Genomic DNA, 21,597 nt, shown 5'->3' on the forward strand with positions numbered 1-21,597 from the left:
TATTTTAGTTTTTAATCCAGCAAAAATACAATTAATCCTCTTGCGCCGTGTGCGCCCAACACTAAAGATTGTTCAATATCTGCTGTTTTTGAAGGTCCTGCAATAAAAGTCCCGAAACCGTACTCCTGATTACCAATTTTTTTATAAGCCAGCTGCATTGTTGCTAAAATATCACTTTTATTAATAATTATAGCCAGGTATTGTGCTATAAAAGGAGCTACTCGCTGACCCAGTATATCATCAGTTACCCAGATTGCACTATTTTCAGCAACACCAAAATGTCCCTTTATTATAGCTAATTCCACATCCTGAAGGCTATGCGGATCATCGTTTTTCCAATTCAATGATGCTACTTCAGAAAGTTCAGGGATAGTCGTAATGATTCTCCTGTCAAGTGCATAATTCTTTCTAATAAAATCTAAAATCTCAATATAATTAGCTACTTCAACGCTCTCTCCTCCAATGTTTTTTAAAACGGTTTTATACGTTTCCAAAACATTCGGATTTTCTGAGTTTAAAAGATCCAAATCAGGTAAATCTGTACTGATTTCCGGTTGGTTCTGTTTTATTTTTTTTAAAATTTCAGCTTTACTACTCATTATCCTTTGCTTTAGATTCACGTGAATTTTTCTTGTACCATTCCCTGAATGATTCTTCAGGTACTTCAGGCATTTCACGCTGATCGTACCATTTGTTCATTTTGTTATTCACCATTCCCGGAATATTTTTCATTACAAATCTTCCTGATTTTCCGGCAATATTAAACACAGTAGGATTTGCCAAAACGGTTGCCATAGTTTTCATAGCGATAGTTTTTGCAGCAGGTGTATGCCCTTCCTTCACCAAGACCTGACGCCATTTATATAATTGGTCGTGAATATCAATTTTCACAGGACAAACGTTGGTACAGGAACCACAAAGTGTACTGGCAAAAGGCAGATCGGCATTTTTGCTCATATCCAGATTCGGAGCCAGAATAGAACCAATAGGTCCGGCTACTGCATTGTGATAACTATGACCACCGCTTCGTCTGTAAACCGGACAAGTATTCATACAGGCGCCACAACGGATACATTTTAATGAATTCCTGAAATCTTCTCTTCCTAATTGCGTACTTCTGCCATTGTCAACAATTACAATATGCATTTCCTGCCCGTCTCTCGGCTTTTTAAAGTGGCTTGAAAAAGTAGTAATTGGTTGTCCTGTAGCACTCCTTGCCAATAATCTAAGAAAAACACCTAAATGTTTACGCTGCGGAATCAGTTTCTCGAATCCCATACAGGCAATATGAACATCTGCAAGATGCGCACCCATATCAGCATTTCCTTCATTGGTACACACTACAAATTCTCCTGTTTCAGCTACTGCAAAATTGACTCCAGTTAAAGCAACTTTTCTGGTTAAAAATGTATTCCTTAAACTCTGACGAGCTGATTCTGTTAAATATTGCGGATTAAAATTTCCTTTTTCGGTACCCAGATGCTCGTGAAAAGTTTCACTTACATCTTCTTTTTTTAAGTGAATTGCAGGTAAAACAATATGACTTGGCGGTTCTTTACGAAGCTGTACGATATATTCTCCTAAATCAGAATCGATAACTTCAATGCCTTTTTCAGCTAAATAATCATTCAAATGACATTCTTCTGTAAGCATTGATTTGGATTTAACCATTTGCTTTACATCATGTTTTGCCATTATCGAATGTACAATCTCGTTATGCTCTTTTGCATCGGCAGCCCAATGTACTGTTATTCCGTTCTTTTGAGCGTTTGCTTCGAATTCAACTAAATAATCATGAATATTCGAGAGTACATTATGTTTAATTTGTGACGCTGTTTCTCTCAGCAATTCCCAATCCGGTATCAGATTAGCAGCTTTATCACGTTTTTCACGAACAAACCAGAGCGTCTCATCATGCCAGTTTACGCGTTCAACGTCTTTGTTGAAACGTGTTGAAGCTTCGCTATGTGATATTATTTTTTCTGAAGACATTTCTTTACTACTTTAAATTAAATCCAATGGATAAATTTAGAATCAATTATTATTTACAAAATTCACGACATTTTCATGAATGTTCTGATTTTCCTTAACCGTATCTGCATTTACATTTTTTAGAAAAATATTCTCTACAGGAAGTTCCTTCTGACCTGAAATTTTCGAAATAAACTTCACATCCGTTGCTTTTACATTATCCAGATATACGTTCTTTATTGGAGTAAGCCTCCTTTCAATTGTAGGTACCAAAGTTCTCCATTGGTATAATACATCTGTATCTATTCCTAAAATCCCTGCATCAATTTTACCTGAAACAATATTGCTCATGTAAATATTGTTCACAAATCCGCCTCTGCGTTCATTTGTTTTGATGAATAACAGATGATTTAATTTTGCACCATCGACAACAGTACAGTTATCAATAAATACATTTTCTATTCCGCCTGAAAGCTCACTTCCAATTGCTACCAGCTGATGTCCATTTTTCACAGTACAATTACGAATAACAATGTTTTTTGAAGGCGTATTTAATAACCAGGCATTTTTCCCGCAACCAGATTTTATGGCAATGGCATCGTCTCCCTGATCAAAAACACAATTTTCAATTAGTACATTCTGACTCATTTCAGGATCTACACCGTCATTATTATGTCCGTGTGCATATACTTTCAGATTTCTAAGAACTACATCTTTCGATAAAAAAGGATGAATGGTCCAAAAAGGACTGTTTGTAATCGAAACGCCATCCATCAAAATATTTTCACAACGGTTAAACTGAATGAACTGCGGACGAAAACGAGCCGTATCATTTGCCATTTGTCTTTCTTTCATCGGTTTGTTATACGATGCCAGATTATACAGTTTTTTCAGGCTTTCCATATGTGATTTCGGACGTGCAAACCATTGTTTCCAGGTATCCATTTTAGCTTTTAGTTCGCCTTCACCTGTAATGGCAATGTTTTTACATTTATAAGCATAAATTAATGGCGAATAATTGAAGCATTCGTAACCTTCCCATGTTGAGTTAACAGCAGGTAAATAGTCATTGGGATCTTCAGAAAAAAGTAAAACGGCTCCTTTGTCTAAATGAAGGTTTACATTGCTTTTAAAATGAAATTTCTTTGTCAGCCATTCACCTTCCGGAATTACAACGATTCCTCCTCCGGCTTTATTAGCCTTAGTAATCGCTTTGTTTATTGCTTCTGAAGTTTTATTTTTATCACCCTGTACAGCTCCAAAATCAACTATCGAATATTTTTTGCATTTGCTGAAATCCGGGATTTCTATAGCCGGCATCTCAAAAGGTGCTTTCACCATTACTTCTTTTAAAGTTACTAAAGACGGATCTTTTTTAAACGATAAAAAAATCAGCGAGAGTACTAATGCAAAACAGAGTGTTAATTTTTTCATTTTAAAATGGTCTTTAAACTTAAAATTTAATAATTGGTTAAATTTTAATTGTTGAAGAGTTCAATATTTCCGCGATATGAATCGTTTTTATATTGCTCTTTTGTCTTTTAAGAATTCCTTCCAAATGCATTAAGCATGACATATCTCCTCCGGTAATATAATCTACATCATGTTTTTCATGATCTTTGATTCTGTCCTGACCCATTTTTACTGAAACCGCTTCTTCAGTTACACAAAAAGTACCTCCAAAACCACAGCATTCATCCTTTCTGCTTAAGGAAACCAAATCCAGACCATTTATTTTGCTTAATAATTGTCCCGGTTTAGAGAAAAATGGTGCGTTTAATTCGGTCATCTGCGAAAGCTTAAGTCCGCGTTGTCCGTGGCAGCTTTGGTGCATTCCTACTCTGTGTGGAAAGTTTCCTTCTATAGATTCTACTTTTAGAATATCAGTAATGAATTCTGTTAATTCAAAAACTTTTTTGCGCATTGCTGCAGCCAGTTCTTCCTGTTTGTCATCATGCAAATGATCTTTTACATGTAAAACACAACTTCCTGACGGGCAAACGATATAATCAAATTCTGAAAAATTAGCAATAAAGTTAGCATCACAGCCTTTGGTTAAATATTCATAACCGCTGTTTGCCATAGGCTGTCCACAGCAGGTTTGTTTCATTGGAAAATGAACATCGCAGCCTAATTTTAATAACAGTTCATAGGTTGCGATACCTACTTTGGGGTAAAATTGGTCGACGTAGCACGGTATAAAAAGTCCAATTTTCATATTCTGGATAATTATTTATTTTTAAACACAATTTATTTTTTATGTGTTAAATATTTTTCACGCAGATTTTAAAAGGATTTAAGCAGATGTGAGCAGATTATTTTTATAATAAATTATCTAAAATTAAATCTGCTTAAATCTGTAAAATCTGCGTGAAATAAATCTTTTAATCTTTGACTTAATTTAATGCTTATAAAATTTCAAATCAATTAAATCATTCTGGATAGGCTTAGGATTCCAGTTTTGGTGAATTGCCAATGCTGCACCTAAAGCACTTGCTTGCGCCATTGAAGCCGCATAAACTTCTACATCCGGGAAAGCTTCAGCAAGTAAATTCATGAAAATTGAATTTTTACTAAAACCACCGTCCACAAAGATTTTCTTTACAGGGCTGTTATGAATCACTAAATTAGTTGAAAAAACCTGTTGTTCAACGAGATCCAGCATCAATTGATGGTACGCGATTTCGTAAGTTTTAAATACCGAAAGATCTCTTTTTTGAAACGGACATTCATTCAGAATATCAAAATCGTACTTTTTCGGATAAACAATTTGAAAATTTACTGCTCTTAAATTAGATACAATTTTTTTATCAAAATATACTTCTTTAAAAGTATCAAATGGAACGTTAAAATGTTCTGCCAGTCTTTTTGCCTGAACTTCATGCTCGTTTCCTGAAAATAAACGCGCTGCTTTTACCGGTTTTTCGGTGTATTGCATGTAACACAAACAGTCGTTTTTAAGTTCTTCAAACGTTAAAGCTTTGTTGTTAAAAGGATTCAGGGATATACTCCATGTTCCTGTTGACAATAAAACGAAAGGCTCTGTAAAATTGATCGTATACGGAATAATGGCAGATGAACTGTCATGCAGACCAATCCCTACAGCCAGGTCATTTTCTTTTTTGATCACATCTCTTCCGGGATGAATTGGAGCCAGTTTTTCTTTTATACCTTCATTTTTCAGCCATTTATGATACTTCATTTTTTTGAAGTTCCAAAGATTCGTATGACACCCAATGCTGGTAATGTCTGTATAGGCTTCACCGGTTAAAAGAAAACTTAAATATTGAGGCAAATGCAGGCAATATTTAACTTTCTCAAATAATTCCGGATTTTCTTCTTTTAATCTGTAAATCTGCATTCCGGAATTCAGGCTTCCTAAAACAGGAGAAGCTGTTTTTACTGCAAAAACTTCTTCTCCTTTATATTTTTTGTAAAAACCACTTTTCAGCTCTTCCGGATAATCTTTCAAATAATTGTATAAAGGCGTCAAAGAGTTGCCGTCTTTATCAATATAAACAAAACTAGCTCCGTAAGTGCTGAAATTTATAGCTTTCAGAACATAGTTATTCAGTTCTTTTATTTCTGATAATCGTTCGAGAATCCAGTTTTTTAATACATCAATATCTTCGCAGGGAAAACCGTCTTCATCAACGGTTTCGTCCAGATTTACTGATTTTTCCCAAACGATTTTATAATTTTCATCAAATAAAAATACCTTTTTGTTGGTTTTACCAATATCAAAAATTGCAACTACGTTCATTTCTTTAATTGTAAATTGTGAATTATAAATTATAAATTTTGAATTACAGAATTATGAGTTTAGCAAAATCTTTTTAGCTTACAACTCATAATTCATAACTTATAATTACAATCCTGTGGCCATAGTTTTTAATCCTCTTTCTCCAATTAGATTTCCTCTAACGTCAAGACTGCGGTATAATTCAACTGGGTTTAATGCTGCACCTGAACGCAAACGAGCCTCTGCAACCAATGCACGAACATCTGTACGGAAAGCGTTTTGAAGAATTTCCTGTGCTTTTACCACATCATTTTCTTCCTGAGCAATTTCTAATGCTTTTCTGTCAACAGAAAGTGCCTGTGCGTAAGCAATCATAATCGCTTCAACAGACTGTAATAAATCTTCCAAAGGATCTTTGATATTGTGAGAAGCATCAATCATCCAGCCTAAATCTTTAGCGTGATTCATTCCACGGGCATCCATACCTTCAACCAATTCATTGAAAATCAAGAATAATTGGTATGGTTTTAAAGCACCTGCAGTTAAATCATCATCTCCGTATTTTGAATCATTAAAGTGGAAACCTCCCAATTTATTTTCCATCAATAACAAAGAAACGATTTGCTCGATATTGGCATTTGGCAAATGGTGACCTAAATCAACCAATGTTTGTGCTTTGTCTCCTAATTTTTTTACATAAGAATAAGATTGTCCCCAATCAGCTACCGTAGTTGAATAGAAGTTTGGTTCTGCACATTTGTATTCTAAGAATAATTTCCAGTTTGAAGGCAATGCTTCATAGATTTCTTCTAAACTTTCTAATGTATTTTGGTATGCTTTTCTGAAATTTAATTGTCCTGGGAAAGAAGAACCATCAGCCAGCCAAACTGTTAAAGACTCAGAACCTAAAGCTATTCCTTGCTGAATAACTTCGATATTGTGAGCAACAGCTTGTTTACGAACAGCTTTATTTACATTTTGCAATGAACCAAATTTATAAGTCTGCTCTGCATTTGCCTGATCCTGAAAAGTGTTTGAGTTAACAGCATCAAATTTTAAATTATGCTGTGCTGCTAAATTTTTAATAGCTACATGATCAGTTGGGATATCCCATGGAATGTGTAAAGAAATAGCTCCTGAAGCATTGTTTAAAGCGTGAAGCAAACCTACATCTTCAATTTTTTCTTCGATAGAACGAGGCTCTCCACCACCCGGGAAACGTCCGAATCTTGTTCCTCCTGTTCCTAAAGCCCAAGATGGAATTGCAATTTGAAAATCGATTAATTTTTGAATAATTGATTCTGTTTCTGCAATTTCTGAAGCTGTATAAACTAATTTATTCTGATGTTTTTTAAGTAAACCATCATTGTGAGATGCGATAGTGTTTGATTGGATTATCATACTTATTTCTTTTTATTAGGGTCTACAATATAAGGCTATTTCTGCAAAGTGAACCCTTGTTTTATGTTACTTTTTTCTTGTTTTTTTTTATTTTCTGTGTGTTTAGGAAAATTATTTATAAAATAGAATTGTCATAAAAAATCTAACGTCCGACCGAAATCGAACGTTAGAAAACAAAAACCACTTTGTTAAATAAACTTAAAAAAAACTAAACAACTTATCGGTAAAAGCCCATTGTTACTCCGCCGTCTACATTCAGGGCATTTCCTGTTGATTTGTTCAACAGACCTCCCACGAATGCGAAACATGCGTTTGCAATATCATCAGGCAATATAATTTCATTTAATAAGGTACGTTTCGCATAATAAGCAGGCAATTCTTCAACGGTAATTCCGTAAGCTTTTGCACGGCCTTCAGCCCATCCGCCAGACCAGATATTAGAATCTGAGATTACAGCATCAGGATTTACTGTGTTTACACGAATTTTATCAGCACCTAATTCAGCAGCCATCAAACGTGTTAAATGTGCCTGAGCTGCTTTTGCAGAACCGTAACCAGGATTGTTTGGACCGGCTACAACTGCATTTTTAGAAACAATGTTTACGATGTCTCCACCAAAACCTTGTTTGCGCATTACTTCGATTCCGGCTTTAGAAACAATAAATTGTCCTTTAACCAAAATATCGTATAATCTGTCCCACTCTTCAAGAGTATGTTCAGCGATTGATTTTGAAATACTGATACCAGCGTTGTTGATAATAATATCAGCACCACCAAATGCAAGACAAGCAGCATCTAAAGCTTTTTCTGTACTTACTGCATCCGTAACATTTAATAAAGTACTTGAAACAGCATCTTTACCAAATGATTTGATGAATTCTGCTTTTGCACCTTCTAAACGCTCTTCGTTGATGTCGTTAATTACTACACATGCGCCTTCTTCTGCAAATCTTTTCGCGATAGCTTTACCAATTCCACCAGCAGAACCAGTAACTAATGCTACTCTTCCTGAAAGTGCTTTTGGTTTTGGCATACGCTGTAATTTTGCTTCTTCCAATAACCAGTATTCGATATCAAAAGCTTCCTGATGTGGCAATGAAGTATATTCTGAAACTGCTTCTGCACCTTTCATTACATTTACTGCATTGATATAGTATTCAGATGCCAAACGTGCCATTGTTTTATCTTTGGCAAATGTAAACATACCTACTCCAGGATATAAAATTACAACCGGGTTTGGATCACGCATTGCAGGTGAATTAGATTTTTTACAAGCATTGTAATAGTCTTTGTACATTGCTCTGTAAGCTTCAAAAGAAGGAGTTAATTTTGCTTTGATTGCGTCAACGTCTGATAAATCTTCATTTGGATCTAATTCTAAAACCAAAGGACTGATTTTCGTACGTAAAAAGTGATCCGGGCAAGAAGTTCCTAATGGAGCTAATTTTGACAAATCATTAGAGTTGATGAATTCCAAAACTCTTGCATCATCAGTATAATGACCAATCATCTGACGCTCTGAAGAACAGAAACCTCTTAAGATTGGAGCAACTTTAGCTGCTTTTAATTTACGGTCAGCTTCCGGAAGGCTGTCAATTTTTTTACCTCCAAAAACCGGACGTTTTTTTCCGTAGTTGCTTTCTAAGTACTCAGCACACTTTTCGATTACCTCAAGTGTATTGATATAACTTTCGTAAGCAGTATCTCCCCAGGTAAATAAACCGTGAGAACCTAACATGATACCACGTAATTTTTTCCCTTTTTTCTCAGCTTCCTCCAGACAGCTTCTTAACTGAAGCCCTAAGTCAAAACCAGGACGCTGCCATCCTACCCAACCGATTTCGCCGTCGAATAATTCTTCTGTGATTTTTGCTCCGTCTTTTGCTGCAGCAATAGCAATAGCAGCATCTGGGTGAAGGTGATCAATATGTTTAAAAGGTAAGAAACCGTGTAATGGCGTATCAATAGAAGGTGCTTTTGAAGCTAAATCAAAAATACAGTGATTGAACAACTCAACCATCTCATCTTCAAATTCAATACCTCTGTATACATTTTCAAGATTGCGTAACCTGTCTAAATATAAAGCAGCACAACCTGATTTTGTCAACGTTCCGATATCTCCACCAGAACCTTTAATCCACATTACCTCTGAGCTTGCGCCTGTCAATGGGTCTTTATCTGTAATTTTTACTGAAGTGTTTCCTCCTCCATAATTAGTAAGTCTTAAATCTGCTCCTAATAAATTAGAACGATAGATAAAAAGAGCTACTTCATCTCCTGCCAAGGCTGCAGCTTTAGCATCATCCCAAAGATAGCTTACATGCTGAAAAGTCATACTGTTTGTGTTTATATTTGACATTTTTATATTGATAGTTTATTAATTATTTATAATGAATTTCCGATTCCGACCAAAACAATGGATAAAAACATGAGTACAATTCCTAACAGAAAAGTATTAAAAGTTTTTTTAGTAACACCTTTCCACTCTTTCAGGTAAAAGCCCCAAAAGTTTGCAGTAAGAATAATGGTTGACATATGTAAAATCCATGAACTTGCTCCGTTTCCTAATTTACTTTCACCCATTCCGTAAAAGAAAAACTGAAGGAACCACATAGTACCTGCAATAGCAGAAAAAAGTACATTTTTTGAAATTGGTGTTTTAGAATCTGTATAATTACCAAAAGTTTTGTTTTTGAAATTAAGATAGATACACCATATAAAGTTAGTTGTTAATCCTCCCCAAAGTATAACAATGTAGCTTACATTATTTTGAAAAAGAAATTCTCCCTGACCTGGATGCAATGCTTTCCATGATTCATTGGCAACATCTGCCATTGGTTTTGCAGCTTCAATTCCGAAGTTAAAAAACGAACTTAAAATACCTGATACAATAGCAATGATTAAACCTTTTACCAGACTAAAATCTTTGTCTTTGTCTTCGTGACCTGTTTGAAAATCTTTTTCTTTTAATATTCCGGCTTTACCCAGAATAGCAATACCTACAATACATACAAGGACACCAAACAAAACCATTTGTCCGCCCGTGTTCGCAAACATATCACTAATCGACTCTTTTCCTTCTACTGCATTGAAATTATAATAGATTGGCGGAATCAACGCTCCAAAAGCAGAACAAAATCCTAAAGTAATTGAATTCCCTAATGACATTCCCAAATAGCGAACACCCAATCCGTATGTTAATCCTCCAATACCCCAGATCAATCCCATTGTGTAAGCCAATACTTTAACAGATGGAGCTGCAGCAGCAATTATTTCAGTAAAATTCGGAATCGTTAAATAAGCAGCAATTGGCGGAACAATTAACCATGAGAAAAAACCACCTACAAGCCAGTAGCTTTCCCAGGCCCAATCTTTAACTTTTTTAAAAGGCATATAAAAACTGCCTGAAGAAAATCCTCCGATGGAGTGAAAAATAATTCCTAATAATGATTCCATTTAATTTTTTTTGTGGTTTCGTGATAGTTATTTTGGTTTGGTAAAATAATAGAATGTAAAAAAGAAAACTATCCTGTACTGTCCTTTCCTTAATTATATTTATTTTAAATCATAAATTATTGCGATAAGATTGGGTGTTTCGTGCTTTTTTAAATTTAAAATTCATATTTTAGCGAACGCATGCGTAATTAATATTTTTTATTACTTTTTGAAGAAAATTATTACAGATTATGCAATTTATAATTCCAACTCTGACATAAAAGAGAAACTTTACTATGCCAACCATGATTAAGTTAATTAAAATAGATGAAGATTCAAGAGTACCTAAGTACAAGCAAATTGTAGATTCGATACTGCAAAATATTGCTAATGGTAACCTGAAAATAAATCAAAAGATTCCGTCAATAAATAACTTCAGTGAGGAGTTTTATATGTCAAGGGATACTGTTGAAAAAGCTTATAATATTTTAAAAGAACGCAAAATTATTTCTTCAATAAGAGGAAAAGGATACTATATTACCCGAACAAAATTAGAATCAAAAGTTAATATTTTGTTTTTATTTAATAAGCTGAGTGCTTATAAAATGAAAACATACAGCTCTTTTATTAATACTTTAGGAGCAAATGCGCATGTAGATTTACATATTTACCATTGTGATGAAACTTTATTTTTGAACTTACTGGATAAATTTGAAGGTGCTTATGATTATTATGTAATTACAACACACTTTAAAACAGATGAATTAAAACATTTGAGTTTTACTGATGAAGTCGCCAAAGCAATCCAGCAAATCCCTCAGGATAAACTGGTAATTATGGATAATATAAAGATTGGTTTAGGAAGCGAGGTTATTAAAATTTATCAGGATTTTGAAAATGATATCTACAATGCCTTAAAAGAAGGACTTTCTAAAATAAATAAATACAAAAGACTGATTTTAGTTTATCCTGAAAAAGCGGTTTATCCATATCCAAGAAGGATTTTACATGGTTTTAGAAAATTTTGTGTAGAATATGAAATTAATTTTGAAATTTTAAGCGAAGTCTATGACGATATGATCCTTAAGAAAGGTGATTTATTCATCACTATTGAAGAATCTGATCTTGTGAATTTAGTCAAACAAATCAGGGATGAGGAATACGTTTTAGGACAGGATATTGGCGTTATATCTTATAATGATACTCCTCTAAAAGATTTGTTGGGTATAACAGTAGTGTCTACCGATTTTAACAAAATGGGCGAAATTGCTGCCCGAATGATATTAAATAAGGAAAAAGGTGAAATTAAGGTACCGTTTAATTTTATTGACAGACATTCTATATGATATTACAATTAGGCTTTAAATGTTAATTTTTTAAATCTTACTTTTTTTATTTAGAATTAATATAAATAATATTTTATCTTTGCTCCCGTTTCTGGACTAATACCACTTAGGATAACAAATTAATTGTAATAAATCCTTATACCAGATTCTATTTATAGATGAATATTAATACCTGCTTTGAATCCGCTAAATTTGAGTCCTTTAAAAAGGGAGAAGAAGCTGCGTTTACTTATTTCTACGACAAATACTTTCGTAGAATCACCTCATTCAGTATTCAGTTTATTTATGATAAGGATGAAGCTGAAAACCTGGCTCAGGAGGCTTTTATTAATTTATGGCAAAACAGAGAAAATATTGATTCTATAAACGGAATACAGTCTTTTTTATACACCTACGCCAAGTCGAAATCTCTGAACCTTATTCGTCATAATAAGGTAAAAGACAAATTCAAAAACGATTTATTGAATCATAAAGAAAGAGAACTGGATATTGAAGTGTTAAATTCGATTCAGTTTGATACGTTAGAACTAACCGAATTAGAACGCATAATCAATGAATCTATAAACGATTTACCTCCCAAAACCCGTGAAGTTTTTATTAAAAAACGTTTTGAGAATAAAAAGAACACAGAAATTGCAGAAGAAATGCAGGTAACCTTAAAAGCTGTTGAAGCCCATATGACAAAGGCTTTGAAGATTTTAAAAACAAAATTGTCTGATTATTTATTCCTTATTTTTATTCTTATTTGTAATAATTAAAAATTAAACATAGGGTTTTTTATTTCTGAAGTGTACTTATCATAACGAGAAGTTTAAAACTCAATTATGACATCAGAAATAATTTATAAGTACTTATCTAATGAAGCCTCAGAACAGGAAATTCAGACTCTTTTTGAATGGATTGATGCTTCTGAAGAAAATAAAAAGCAGTTTATCACAATAAAGAAAACCTGGGCTCTTACTGCCCTTTCTGAAAATATTTCAGAAGATTCTGTTCCGGTAATTAAAATTAAACCAAAAAATAAAGCCGCTAAATATTTACAATATGCTGCAGCATTTTTAGTACTGCTTGGTTTAGGAAGAATTGCTTTTAATTTTAACCAAAAGACAAAATCTTCAAAAGAGATTGTTCTTGAATTAGGCAACGGCAAGACAGAATACATCACAAAAAACAATCACATCAATTTAGTAAATGATAAAGGTGAACTGATTGCCCGAAAACTTCCTGGGCAAATTGTATACTTTGGAAAAGCTAAAGACAATGATATTGTATACAATTCATTAAAAGTTCCTTATGGTAAAACATTTAAATTAATACTTTCAGATGGAACTGTTGTAAGTCTGAATTCAGGAACCACTTTACGTTATCCTGAACAGTTTGGTGTTAACGGAAAAAGAACAGTTTATCTAACCGGAGAAGCTTTTTTTGAAGTTGCCAAAGACAAAGAACATCCTTTTATAGTCAATGTGAATCAGGCTGCTATTGAAGTTCTGGGTACGAAATTTAATGTAAGTGCTTATCCTGAGAATCCGTCTGTGAATAGTGTTTTAGTTGAAGGAAGTATTCAGATGTATGAAACTGAAAACACATCGAATGCTGTTTTACTGAAACCAAATCAGATGGCTACCTGGCAAAACAACTCAAAGAAAATTACAACAAAATTAGTTGATCCTGCTTTTTACTCTGCCTGGACAAAGGGTGAACTTGCATTTAATGACACTCCGTTTTCTACCATCATTAAAATAATTCAGCGTGCCTACGATGTTGAGATTATTAATAAAAACTCAGACTTGGGCAAACAGAATTTTACCGGAACCATTAAAATCAGTGATTCGAGTATTGAAAACATTCTGGATCTTCTAAAACGTGACACACCGTTTGATTATACTATCGAACAAAATAAAATTACCATTACCAATATTCCATAAACCACTAAAAACATGATATTTACAATATTTTTTTCAAGAAAAACTATGTTTTTCTTAGCCCTTCTTTTATTTGGTTTTCAGGGGTTTGCACAAAATCAATCAATTACACTGCAAGTCAACAATGAGCCTATCAGTTTGATTATCAAATCAATTGAAGAACAAACAGATTTTAGGATTATCTACAATGCAAAAAAAATTGATACAGATCAGAAAGCCAGTATAAATGTAAAAAATGCCTCTTTAGAAAGCGTTTTGACAAAATTATTTAAAGGAAAAAATATTTCGTTTTATATTCAGAAAAAACAGGTTTTATTAACGAGTTCTGCTCCTGCTTCAACTGATAGTACAGAAAAAACCGAAAGAACAATTAAGGGAATTGTACTGAATGTAAAAGATAAAACGCCTCTTCCGGGAGCTACAGTAATGGTAAAAGGAACTGGCAGAGGCGCCATCAGCGATGTTGACGGAAGATTCATTTATCAATTGAAAGAAAAAGATATTGAAAATATTGTACTTCAGGTTGTACTTCTCGGAATGGTAACTCAGGAGCAGAAAGTCGGAAGTAAAAACAATTTTACTTTTTACATGGAAGAAGCTGTAGATGAGCTAAATCCGGTTATTATTACATCATCTTACGGAACAAAAAAATTAAAAGAAGAAATCGTAGGAAGTATTTCGACGATAACAGCAAAAGATATTCCGGTTCAGCAGGCATCTGAGAGTATCGATAAAATGCTCGAAGGACAGATTGCGGGAGTTTTAATTGAAAATACTTCCGGGGTTGGTGGTCCGGTAAAAATTAATATCCGAGGGCAGGGAACTATAAAAGCTGTAAATGGTAATATTACAGGAACTTCAACACAGCCACTTATTATTGTCGATGGTGTAATTATGGCTGAAGAAACTTATATTGATAGTTCATTTTTTAATGGGCAAACTTCATTTTCTGAGGCTTTGTCAAACCCTTTGGCTCAAATATCTCCTGACAATATAGAGTCATTTACTGTTCTAAAAGATGCAGCAGCTGTGGGTATATATGGTGCAGATGGTGCTAACGGTGTAATTTTGATTACAACAAAAAAAGGAAAAACCGGAAAAGCTAAATTTGGCTTTTCAAATCAGTTGGGAGTTTCTTCTGCTATCAATCAGATAAAATATTTAAATGGAGAACAATATAACGAAGTTAGAAACGAATATGTAAAAAACACTTCTTCATCACCTTCGCTTGTGCCTTACAATGGTGTTAATACAGATTGGTTTGACTTATTGAATAATTCCGGAATTTATAATAAATATAATTTTAATGTTTCAGGAGCTAATTCAAAGTTTTCTTATCGAACTAATCTTGGATATTTAAATATTGATGAACCGCAATTAGGAAATAAGACTAAACAATTTAATGCAGGCATAAATTTGGGCTATAAGGTATCTAAATGGGATCTGAACTTATCCTTAAATCCTAGTTACATTAAAAAAAATGCACCTAATATTTATTATACACACGCCTATATACCCACATTAGCACCGTTTAACGAGGATGGATCTTACACTGTTACCGGAGTAACAGGAGTAAACGGCGGTAATCCTTTAGCCGCTATTGCGCAAAATAGAAACCAAACCGATACTTACGGTCTTTTAGGAAGTATCAATTTAGGATATCAATTGAATAAAGCTTTTAAGTTCTCAACTCTTTTCGGTATCGATTATAAAGATAAAAATCAGGATCGCTATTTTTCAGGAGAAAATGAAAGTGGACGAAGCAGCGGAACTTTTATTCTGGACGGAATTACACATTTTAATTGGGGAAGAAGAGCTATTAATCAGCGAAACTCTACTAAATGGAACTGGCAGGGACAAATGTTATTTGACAAACAAATTAATAAAAATCATACAATAGATGGTGTTCTGGGTTTTGAACTTGCAGAAGAAAACGGAAAATTTCATTATTCGTCTGCCACCGGCTTTGTGAATCCTAATATTGTCAATGCTGTTGCAGATGCTATACAAGATGATGATCCATTAACGGCTATTGACGAAACAAGAGGAAACCAAACTTATAGAAACGAGATTAGTTACGGTTCAAGAGTATCGTCATTCGCTCAAATCAATTATAATTATAAAAAGAAATACTATTTTTTAGGAAATCTGAGACGTGATCAAAGTTCTGTTTTTGGTAATGATACCAATGTTGCCTTAAATAGCGGAGCAGGTGTTTCCTGGATAACAAGTAACGAGGATTTTTTACTATCAAATTCCTGGATTGATTTATTAAAATTTAAGGCAAGCTATGGCTCAACTGGAAATTCCAGAATTGGATCCTATCGTTCAAAAGGATTATACAATATTTCTCAAAATGGATATAATGGCGAAATAGACGCAATTGTGGCTGATGCTCCAAACGGCAATCTAAGCTGGGAGAAAAACGTAAAATTTAATGCTGGTATTGATTTTAATGTTTTTAACACTCTTGAATTATCGCTGGAATATTATTATGATAATTTGTCTGACTTAATTGTTTCCAGAGACATTCCTTCAGAAAATGGTTATGGAACTTTAGAATTGAACGCTGCTAGCATGTACAACAAAGGTCTTGAATTCACTACAAGAATTAAATGGTTTCAAAAAGGAAAATTTAAATGGACAACATCTTTTAATATTTCTACAGTTGAGAATAAAGTAACTGAGTTAATTGGTCTGGGAAGTGAATTCTCTGAATCAAATAAAGCACTTGCCCAGAAAGTCGGATACAGCACCACCACTATTTGGGGCGTAAACTGGATTGGTATCGATCCGGCAACCGGGAGGGATCTTATCCGAAAAAATGGTCAGGTTTATGATTCCAGGACTTATATGAGTTTATTTACTATAGCAGATTGGGAACCAATTGGTGATACCCAGCCAAAAGCTTTTGGAGGTTTCAGTAACAGGTTTTCATTAAACGACAATATTACATTATCTATAAATGGTGCTTTTCAATGGGGAGGCGACAAATTTGTTTCTGATGATATTATTGCAAAATACAGAACGACATCAAACCGTAACATGACAGTAAACGCTTATGATTATTGGAGAAAACAAGGAGATATAGTTTCGCAGCCTTCACCGGACGATAACCCAATAATACCTAACATGAGTAAATATGTCTATGATGCCACTTATATTAAAATTAATAATATCAACCTAAGTTACAACGTACCTGTAAAAAATACTTTTCTTGATAATTTAACCATTTTCGGAGATGTATCTAATCTGCTTTATTGGTACAAAGAAAAAAGCCCGTCAGGAATGAATGGCATCAGGGAACTTAATTACACTTATCCTCAGGCGAGAACTATTTCGTTGGGAATTAATACTAAATTTTAAAGAAGATGAACTATTTAAAAAATACAAAACAATGCAAGCTTCTGATACTTCTTGGTATATTCTGTTTATTGCAAAGCTGCAGTGATTTTTTAGAACAGGAACCAGGGACACAGACTTCTATTGATGAACAACTATCAACAAAAAAAGGGGTTCTACAAGCTTTGAATGGTGTCTATGGTGACATCAGGGATGTAGTAAATGGCCCGGCTTTTATAGTTTATTCTGATATTCAGGGAGGCAATTTAAAAATCACTCCTTCTTCAACGGGTACCATAAAAGGGGAATTCCGTATTCCTACTGCTATAACAAACTTCTATTCTTTTGATGATTCTGCTGATAATTCTAATCTCTTAGCTTTTTATAATGGTGCCTACGAAGCCATAAATGAAGCCAATTTGATTTTAGAATTTACAGATGCTTTAACAGACGCAACAGAATCCGAAAAAAATCAGATTAAAGCTGAAGCTTTGACAGCAAGGGCTTACATGCATTTTTTAATCAATCAATTGTACAGCCAAAATTACAGTTACACAAATGATGCCTCACATTTAGGAATTGTTTACAATAAGAGATCAATAAAAAACGGGCTGCAATATCCATCAAGAGAAACTGCTGCTAACACTTACAACTATATCATAAATGATATAAAAACAGCATTAGATCTTTATTCGAATAATGTACTTTTAAACGGACCTGCTTATTCGTATTTCAATAAGACAAATACAAAAGCTTTGTTATCCAGGGTTTATTTATCTAAAAATGATTGGAGAAATGCTTATGAAACAGCAGATGATATTATTAAAAATTCAGGAATAACATTAATGAACTCTGCCAATCTTATTGCTGAATGGGAAAAACCGGATCTGCCTGTTTCTGAGATTTTACTCGAATTTTCAATCTCAAGAAATCTTGAAGGTGCAGCCAGCAGCTCTTTGTTTGCTTATTTTGGATATACATCCCCAACTGTTTATAACAATTATGTTGCTTCGGAAGATTTGATAAACCTGTACGAAACATCAGATATGCGAAAACAGTTGTTTTTGGTTCAGCCATTACAAACCCTGATTAATTTACAATTGGTCGACAGAAATTACTATTTCACCAAAAAATTTCAGGGAAATCCCGGATATATTGCTTTTAGATTGAGTGAACAGTATTTGATTCGTGCAGAAGCGGCTTTAAAACTGGATAATATCGTTCAGGCCAAAACTGATATAAATACTATAAGAGAAAGAGCAAATACCAGTCTTCTAACCGATTCAGAAATTTTAGAAGATGCTATATTTTTAGAAAGGCGAAAAGAACTTTGTTTTGAAGGACATTTATTTTTTGATACAACCAGAAACCATAAAAATATTTCGAGAAATGATGGCTGCCTGTCTCTCAATTGCAGTATAGATTATCCATCACTCAAATTTGTATTGCCTATCCCACGCAATAATACCAACATTAACACAAATCTGAAACAAAATGAATCGTATTAGTAAAATTATAGCTCTATTAAGTATTGTTACAGTACTGTTTCATTCCTGCTCAAAGGATGATTACAAATTAGATTCCAGAAGTGTTGATCCGTTTGTTCGTTTCAATTTTTTAACCACTTCTGCGGGAGTACCTTTAGAATACCCTAAAGTAAATACAGCTTTGCTTCCGGTAAATACATTTGAAAACAAATCAGTCAAAACCTTAAAAGTACCTGTTACTTTAACTTCTAGTACTTTAAAGTCACCTGTAACTGTTAATTTTAGTTCAGTAACTTCAGGTGACGTAAACACTTACAGTATGAATCCTGAAAGCCAATTAGTTTTTGAAGGAAATAAACTGACTGATACCATTTTTGTTTCTTTTGATCAAAGATGGAAGGATAAGCAGACTATTACCCTGAAATTAGAAAATGCTTCTGACCCTTTGGTTCATATTGGAAACTTAAACACTCAGGCTCCTCATAATATTTTCACCATTACTTTGGGAGATGCGGCTACAAGCTATACATTTCCGGAAAATCAATTTTTCATTAAAGGTGTAGTTGGCGAAAAGATAGATTTTAGAGTAAATTTTCCTAATGGATTTATCCCTTCAGAAATTGAAAATCTTGAAATATTCAGTTTTCTGAATGGCTTCGATTATTCTTTAACTCATGATGATTATGGCAACAACAGAAGTTCTATAAATTATCATTTGACTCTTTTAGAAAATTTAAGTAATGAAGATGTCCGCTATCAGACAAAAATCACATTAAAGACAACTCCAAATTATATTGCCAACGGAAATACGAGCTTAACGATTGTTAAACCTGAAAAATCAACTCGCGACGTTTTAGCTAATCCTGCTTCTAAGTTCTATAATTTATCAAATACAAATAATCTGACCTATGGTGTTAACTGGTTTGAAAGAGGTGGTGCTTGTGTATGGCAGTCATTTAATGTACAGACTTTTCCGGTAGTAGTGACAAAAGATAATCAAAATGCTCTATTATATAGTGATAAAGGCACAGCAAATCCTAATGATGATATCTATCATGATGCATTCAAAATAGGTTTCAATGTAGTTGCAGGAACCAATACTGTAAATTCATTTAATTTAAAAAGATGGTTTCCTAATGCCAGTACTACAGCAGCCATTTCTCCAGGTTTTAATATAAAATCAGCCCTTGAATTTTTCCCTGAAAACGGAAACAGTAAAACCAATGGTATCGTACTTGTGATACCTCAGGATATTACAATTGGAACATCAGGAGCAAATGCAAAAAGTTATAGCATCGCTATTGAAGGAGAAGGTACCTACCAACAAATAAGTCCTGATTTATTTGAAATTTCATTTGAATTGAAATTAACCAATGTCGAATTATTTGGAGGAACTGTGACATCTAAATATAAAATTTACAATAAAAATACCTTCCCAACGGTAACTCCATTAGATGAACCTTGTAGAAAAGCAATTGATTTATAAAATTATGAATGCAAAAAAAATAATAATCCCACTTTTATTACTGTTAAGCCTAACAGCAGCATATAAAAGTATCGAAGAACCTGAATACACCGATATTCAGGAACTTCGGAAAATTTATTCCAGCGGTGATACTTCAAAATGGCCTGCAGCAGAATTACACGAAAGTATCGACAAATCTAAATTTCAGGATATTGGCGTACTTCCTCCTGTTCCTTATCCAGCTTATAATCCGTATTCTAAGGAAAAAGAGAGTCTGGGAAAAGTATTGTTTTTTGATCCGAGATTATCACTGAGCGGGCAAATTGCCTGTGCTTCCTGCCACAATCCTGAACTTGGATGGACAGACAATTTAACACGTTCTTTTGGCCATGACCGTCAAACCGGAAAACGAAATTCAATGACGATTTTAAATTCGGCTTACGCAACTTCCCTATTTTGGGACGGTCGTGCGAAGAGTTTAGAAGATCAGGCGCAGTTTCCTGTGAGTGATCCTTTAGAAATGAATGAAAAACTTACGATTGCGGTCAATAAAATTGGAAAAATAAAAGGGTATAACCCACTTTTTCAGGCTGCTTTTGGAGACAAAAAAGTGACTCTTGAACGAATTCAGTATGCCATCGCAACATTCGAAAGATCCATCAACAGTCCGAAAAGTAAATTTGATCATTTTGTCAGTGGAAAATCAGATGCTTACACCGATCAGCAGGTAAAAGGACTGCATTTATTCAGAACCAAAGCACAATGCATCAACTGTCATAATACGCCTTATTTCAGCGACAACCAATTTCATAATGACGGGCAGGTTTTATTCGGAACAAAAAATGAAGATTTTGGCCGTTACAATGTGACTAAAGATGTGAATGATATTGGTAAATTCAGAACGCCTACTCTTCGTGAAGTAGTCAATACCAAACCATGGATGCATCATGGGCACTTCCCTACTTTACTAGATGTTGTTGAGCTTTACAATTTAGGTAACCCCTCTCCTGTTCAAAAAAAATATTTGGGAACTCCTCGCGATTCATTGATCCCAAAAGTAGATCCGATGCTTAAGAAATTAAATTTAAGCAAAGAAGAAATGAGCGATCTATTGGCATTTATAGAAACTTTAAGTACGCCAACGAGAAGAATCATGACACCGGAACTTCCTAAATAATTTTTAATAAAACCTAAGCAATAACTATTATGAATCAATTAATCAACCAATTTGAAACAGGCTTATTTCTATATCAACTTTGTATTTTATTACATCTCATATTAACGCCAATTACAATATTCTATATTATAAAAAACCAGCATAGATTTAAACAGCCTTATATCTTAGCTTTTTTTGTAATCACATTTCCTTTTGTAGTCTCAATACCGGCATTAATTGCACTTAAGATCAAAAAAACAGAAGCCTAATCCTTTTATAATTTCATTAAAAAAATCAACTCTTTATAAATACATTAATTTAATACAG

15 protein-coding genes are annotated in these 21,597 nt (G+C 33.8%); 7 read left to right on the forward strand and 8 right to left on the reverse strand.

The window, feature by feature from the left end:
• Positions 1-11 precede the first annotated feature (11 nt).
• The 8 genes from GXM16_RS05705 to rhaT all read right to left on the reverse strand — a co-directional run bounded on the left by GXM16_RS05705 (position 12) and on the right by rhaT (position 10,570).
• Entirely contained in the window at positions 12-599 is a 588-nt protein-coding gene (locus tag GXM16_RS05705) for a LutC/YkgG family protein (RefSeq protein ID WP_163393441.1), read from the reverse strand.
• A complete protein-coding gene (locus GXM16_RS05710; protein ID WP_163393442.1) occupies positions 592-1,992 on the reverse strand; it encodes a lactate utilization protein B in 1,401 nt (466 codons plus the stop codon). Before GXM16_RS05710 ends, GXM16_RS05705 begins: the two co-directional genes overlap by 8 nt.
• Before the next feature lie 42 nt (positions 1,993-2,034).
• A complete protein-coding gene (locus tag GXM16_RS05715) occupies positions 2,035-3,405 on the reverse strand; it encodes a glycoside hydrolase family 28 protein (protein ID WP_163393443.1) in 1,371 nt (456 codons plus the stop codon).
• A gap of 37 nt (positions 3,406-3,442) precedes the next feature.
• Positions 3,443-4,189 carry a (Fe-S)-binding protein gene (locus tag GXM16_RS05720; protein WP_163393444.1) on the reverse strand — a complete coding sequence of 249 codons (747 nt, stop codon included), beginning with the start codon at positions 4,187-4,189 and terminating at the stop codon, positions 3,443-3,445.
• A 183-nt stretch (positions 4,190-4,372) separates the two neighbouring features.
• On the reverse strand, positions 4,373-5,734 hold the full coding sequence (locus GXM16_RS05725; RefSeq protein WP_163393445.1) for an FGGY-family carbohydrate kinase: 1,362 nt from the start codon (positions 5,732-5,734) through the stop codon (positions 4,373-4,375).
• 105 nt (positions 5,735-5,839) lie between these two features.
• Entirely contained in the window at positions 5,840-7,114 is a 1,275-nt protein-coding gene (locus GXM16_RS05730; RefSeq protein ID WP_163393446.1) for a sugar isomerase, read from the reverse strand.
• Positions 7,115-7,331: 217 nt separating this feature from the next.
• A complete protein-coding gene (locus tag GXM16_RS05735) occupies positions 7,332-9,473 on the reverse strand; it encodes a bifunctional aldolase/short-chain dehydrogenase (RefSeq protein ID WP_163393447.1) in 2,142 nt (713 codons plus the stop codon).
• A gap of 26 nt (positions 9,474-9,499) precedes the next feature.
• Complete coding sequence (rhaT, locus tag GXM16_RS05740; RefSeq protein WP_163393448.1) at positions 9,500-10,570, reverse strand: L-rhamnose/proton symporter RhaT; 1,071 nt, start codon at positions 10,568-10,570, stop codon at positions 9,500-9,502.
• A 284-nt stretch (positions 10,571-10,854) separates the two neighbouring features.
• Between rhaT and GXM16_RS05745 the strand changes: the two genes are divergently transcribed.
• The 7 genes from GXM16_RS05745 (at position 10,855) to GXM16_RS05775 (ending at position 21,291) form a co-directional block, all read left to right on the forward strand.
• Positions 10,855-11,895, forward strand: coding sequence for a GntR family transcriptional regulator (locus tag GXM16_RS05745; protein ID WP_163393449.1), 1,041 nt, complete (start codon positions 10,855-10,857; stop codon positions 11,893-11,895).
• Positions 11,896-12,053: 158 nt separating this feature from the next.
• Positions 12,054-12,653 (forward strand): RNA polymerase sigma-70 factor, encoded by a 600-nt coding sequence (locus tag GXM16_RS05750; protein WP_163393450.1) that lies wholly within the window; start codon positions 12,054-12,056, stop codon positions 12,651-12,653.
• A gap of 66 nt (positions 12,654-12,719) precedes the next feature.
• A complete protein-coding gene (locus GXM16_RS05755) occupies positions 12,720-13,823 on the forward strand; it encodes a FecR family protein (protein WP_163393451.1) in 1,104 nt (367 codons plus the stop codon).
• A 12-nt stretch (positions 13,824-13,835) separates the two neighbouring features.
• Positions 13,836-17,186, forward strand: a complete 3,351-nt coding sequence (locus GXM16_RS05760; protein ID WP_163393452.1) for a SusC/RagA family TonB-linked outer membrane protein — start codon at positions 13,836-13,838, stop codon at positions 17,184-17,186.
• Positions 17,187-17,191: 5 nt separating this feature from the next.
• Positions 17,192-18,670, forward strand: a complete 1,479-nt coding sequence (locus GXM16_RS05765; RefSeq protein ID WP_163393453.1) for a RagB/SusD family nutrient uptake outer membrane protein — start codon at positions 17,192-17,194, stop codon at positions 18,668-18,670.
• Complete coding sequence (locus tag GXM16_RS05770; RefSeq protein ID WP_163393454.1) at positions 18,657-20,135, forward strand: hypothetical protein; 1,479 nt, start codon at positions 18,657-18,659, stop codon at positions 20,133-20,135. The genes GXM16_RS05765 and GXM16_RS05770 overlap by 14 nt, the downstream gene beginning before the upstream one ends.
• A 4-nt stretch (positions 20,136-20,139) precedes the next feature.
• Entirely contained in the window at positions 20,140-21,291 is a 1,152-nt protein-coding gene (locus GXM16_RS05775; protein WP_163393455.1) for a cytochrome-c peroxidase, read from the forward strand.
• Positions 21,292-21,597: the final 306 nt, after the last annotated feature.

Source organism: Flavobacterium limi (assembly GCF_010645075.1).
Taxonomy (GTDB): Bacteria; Bacteroidota; Bacteroidia; order Flavobacteriales; family Flavobacteriaceae; genus Flavobacterium; species Flavobacterium limi.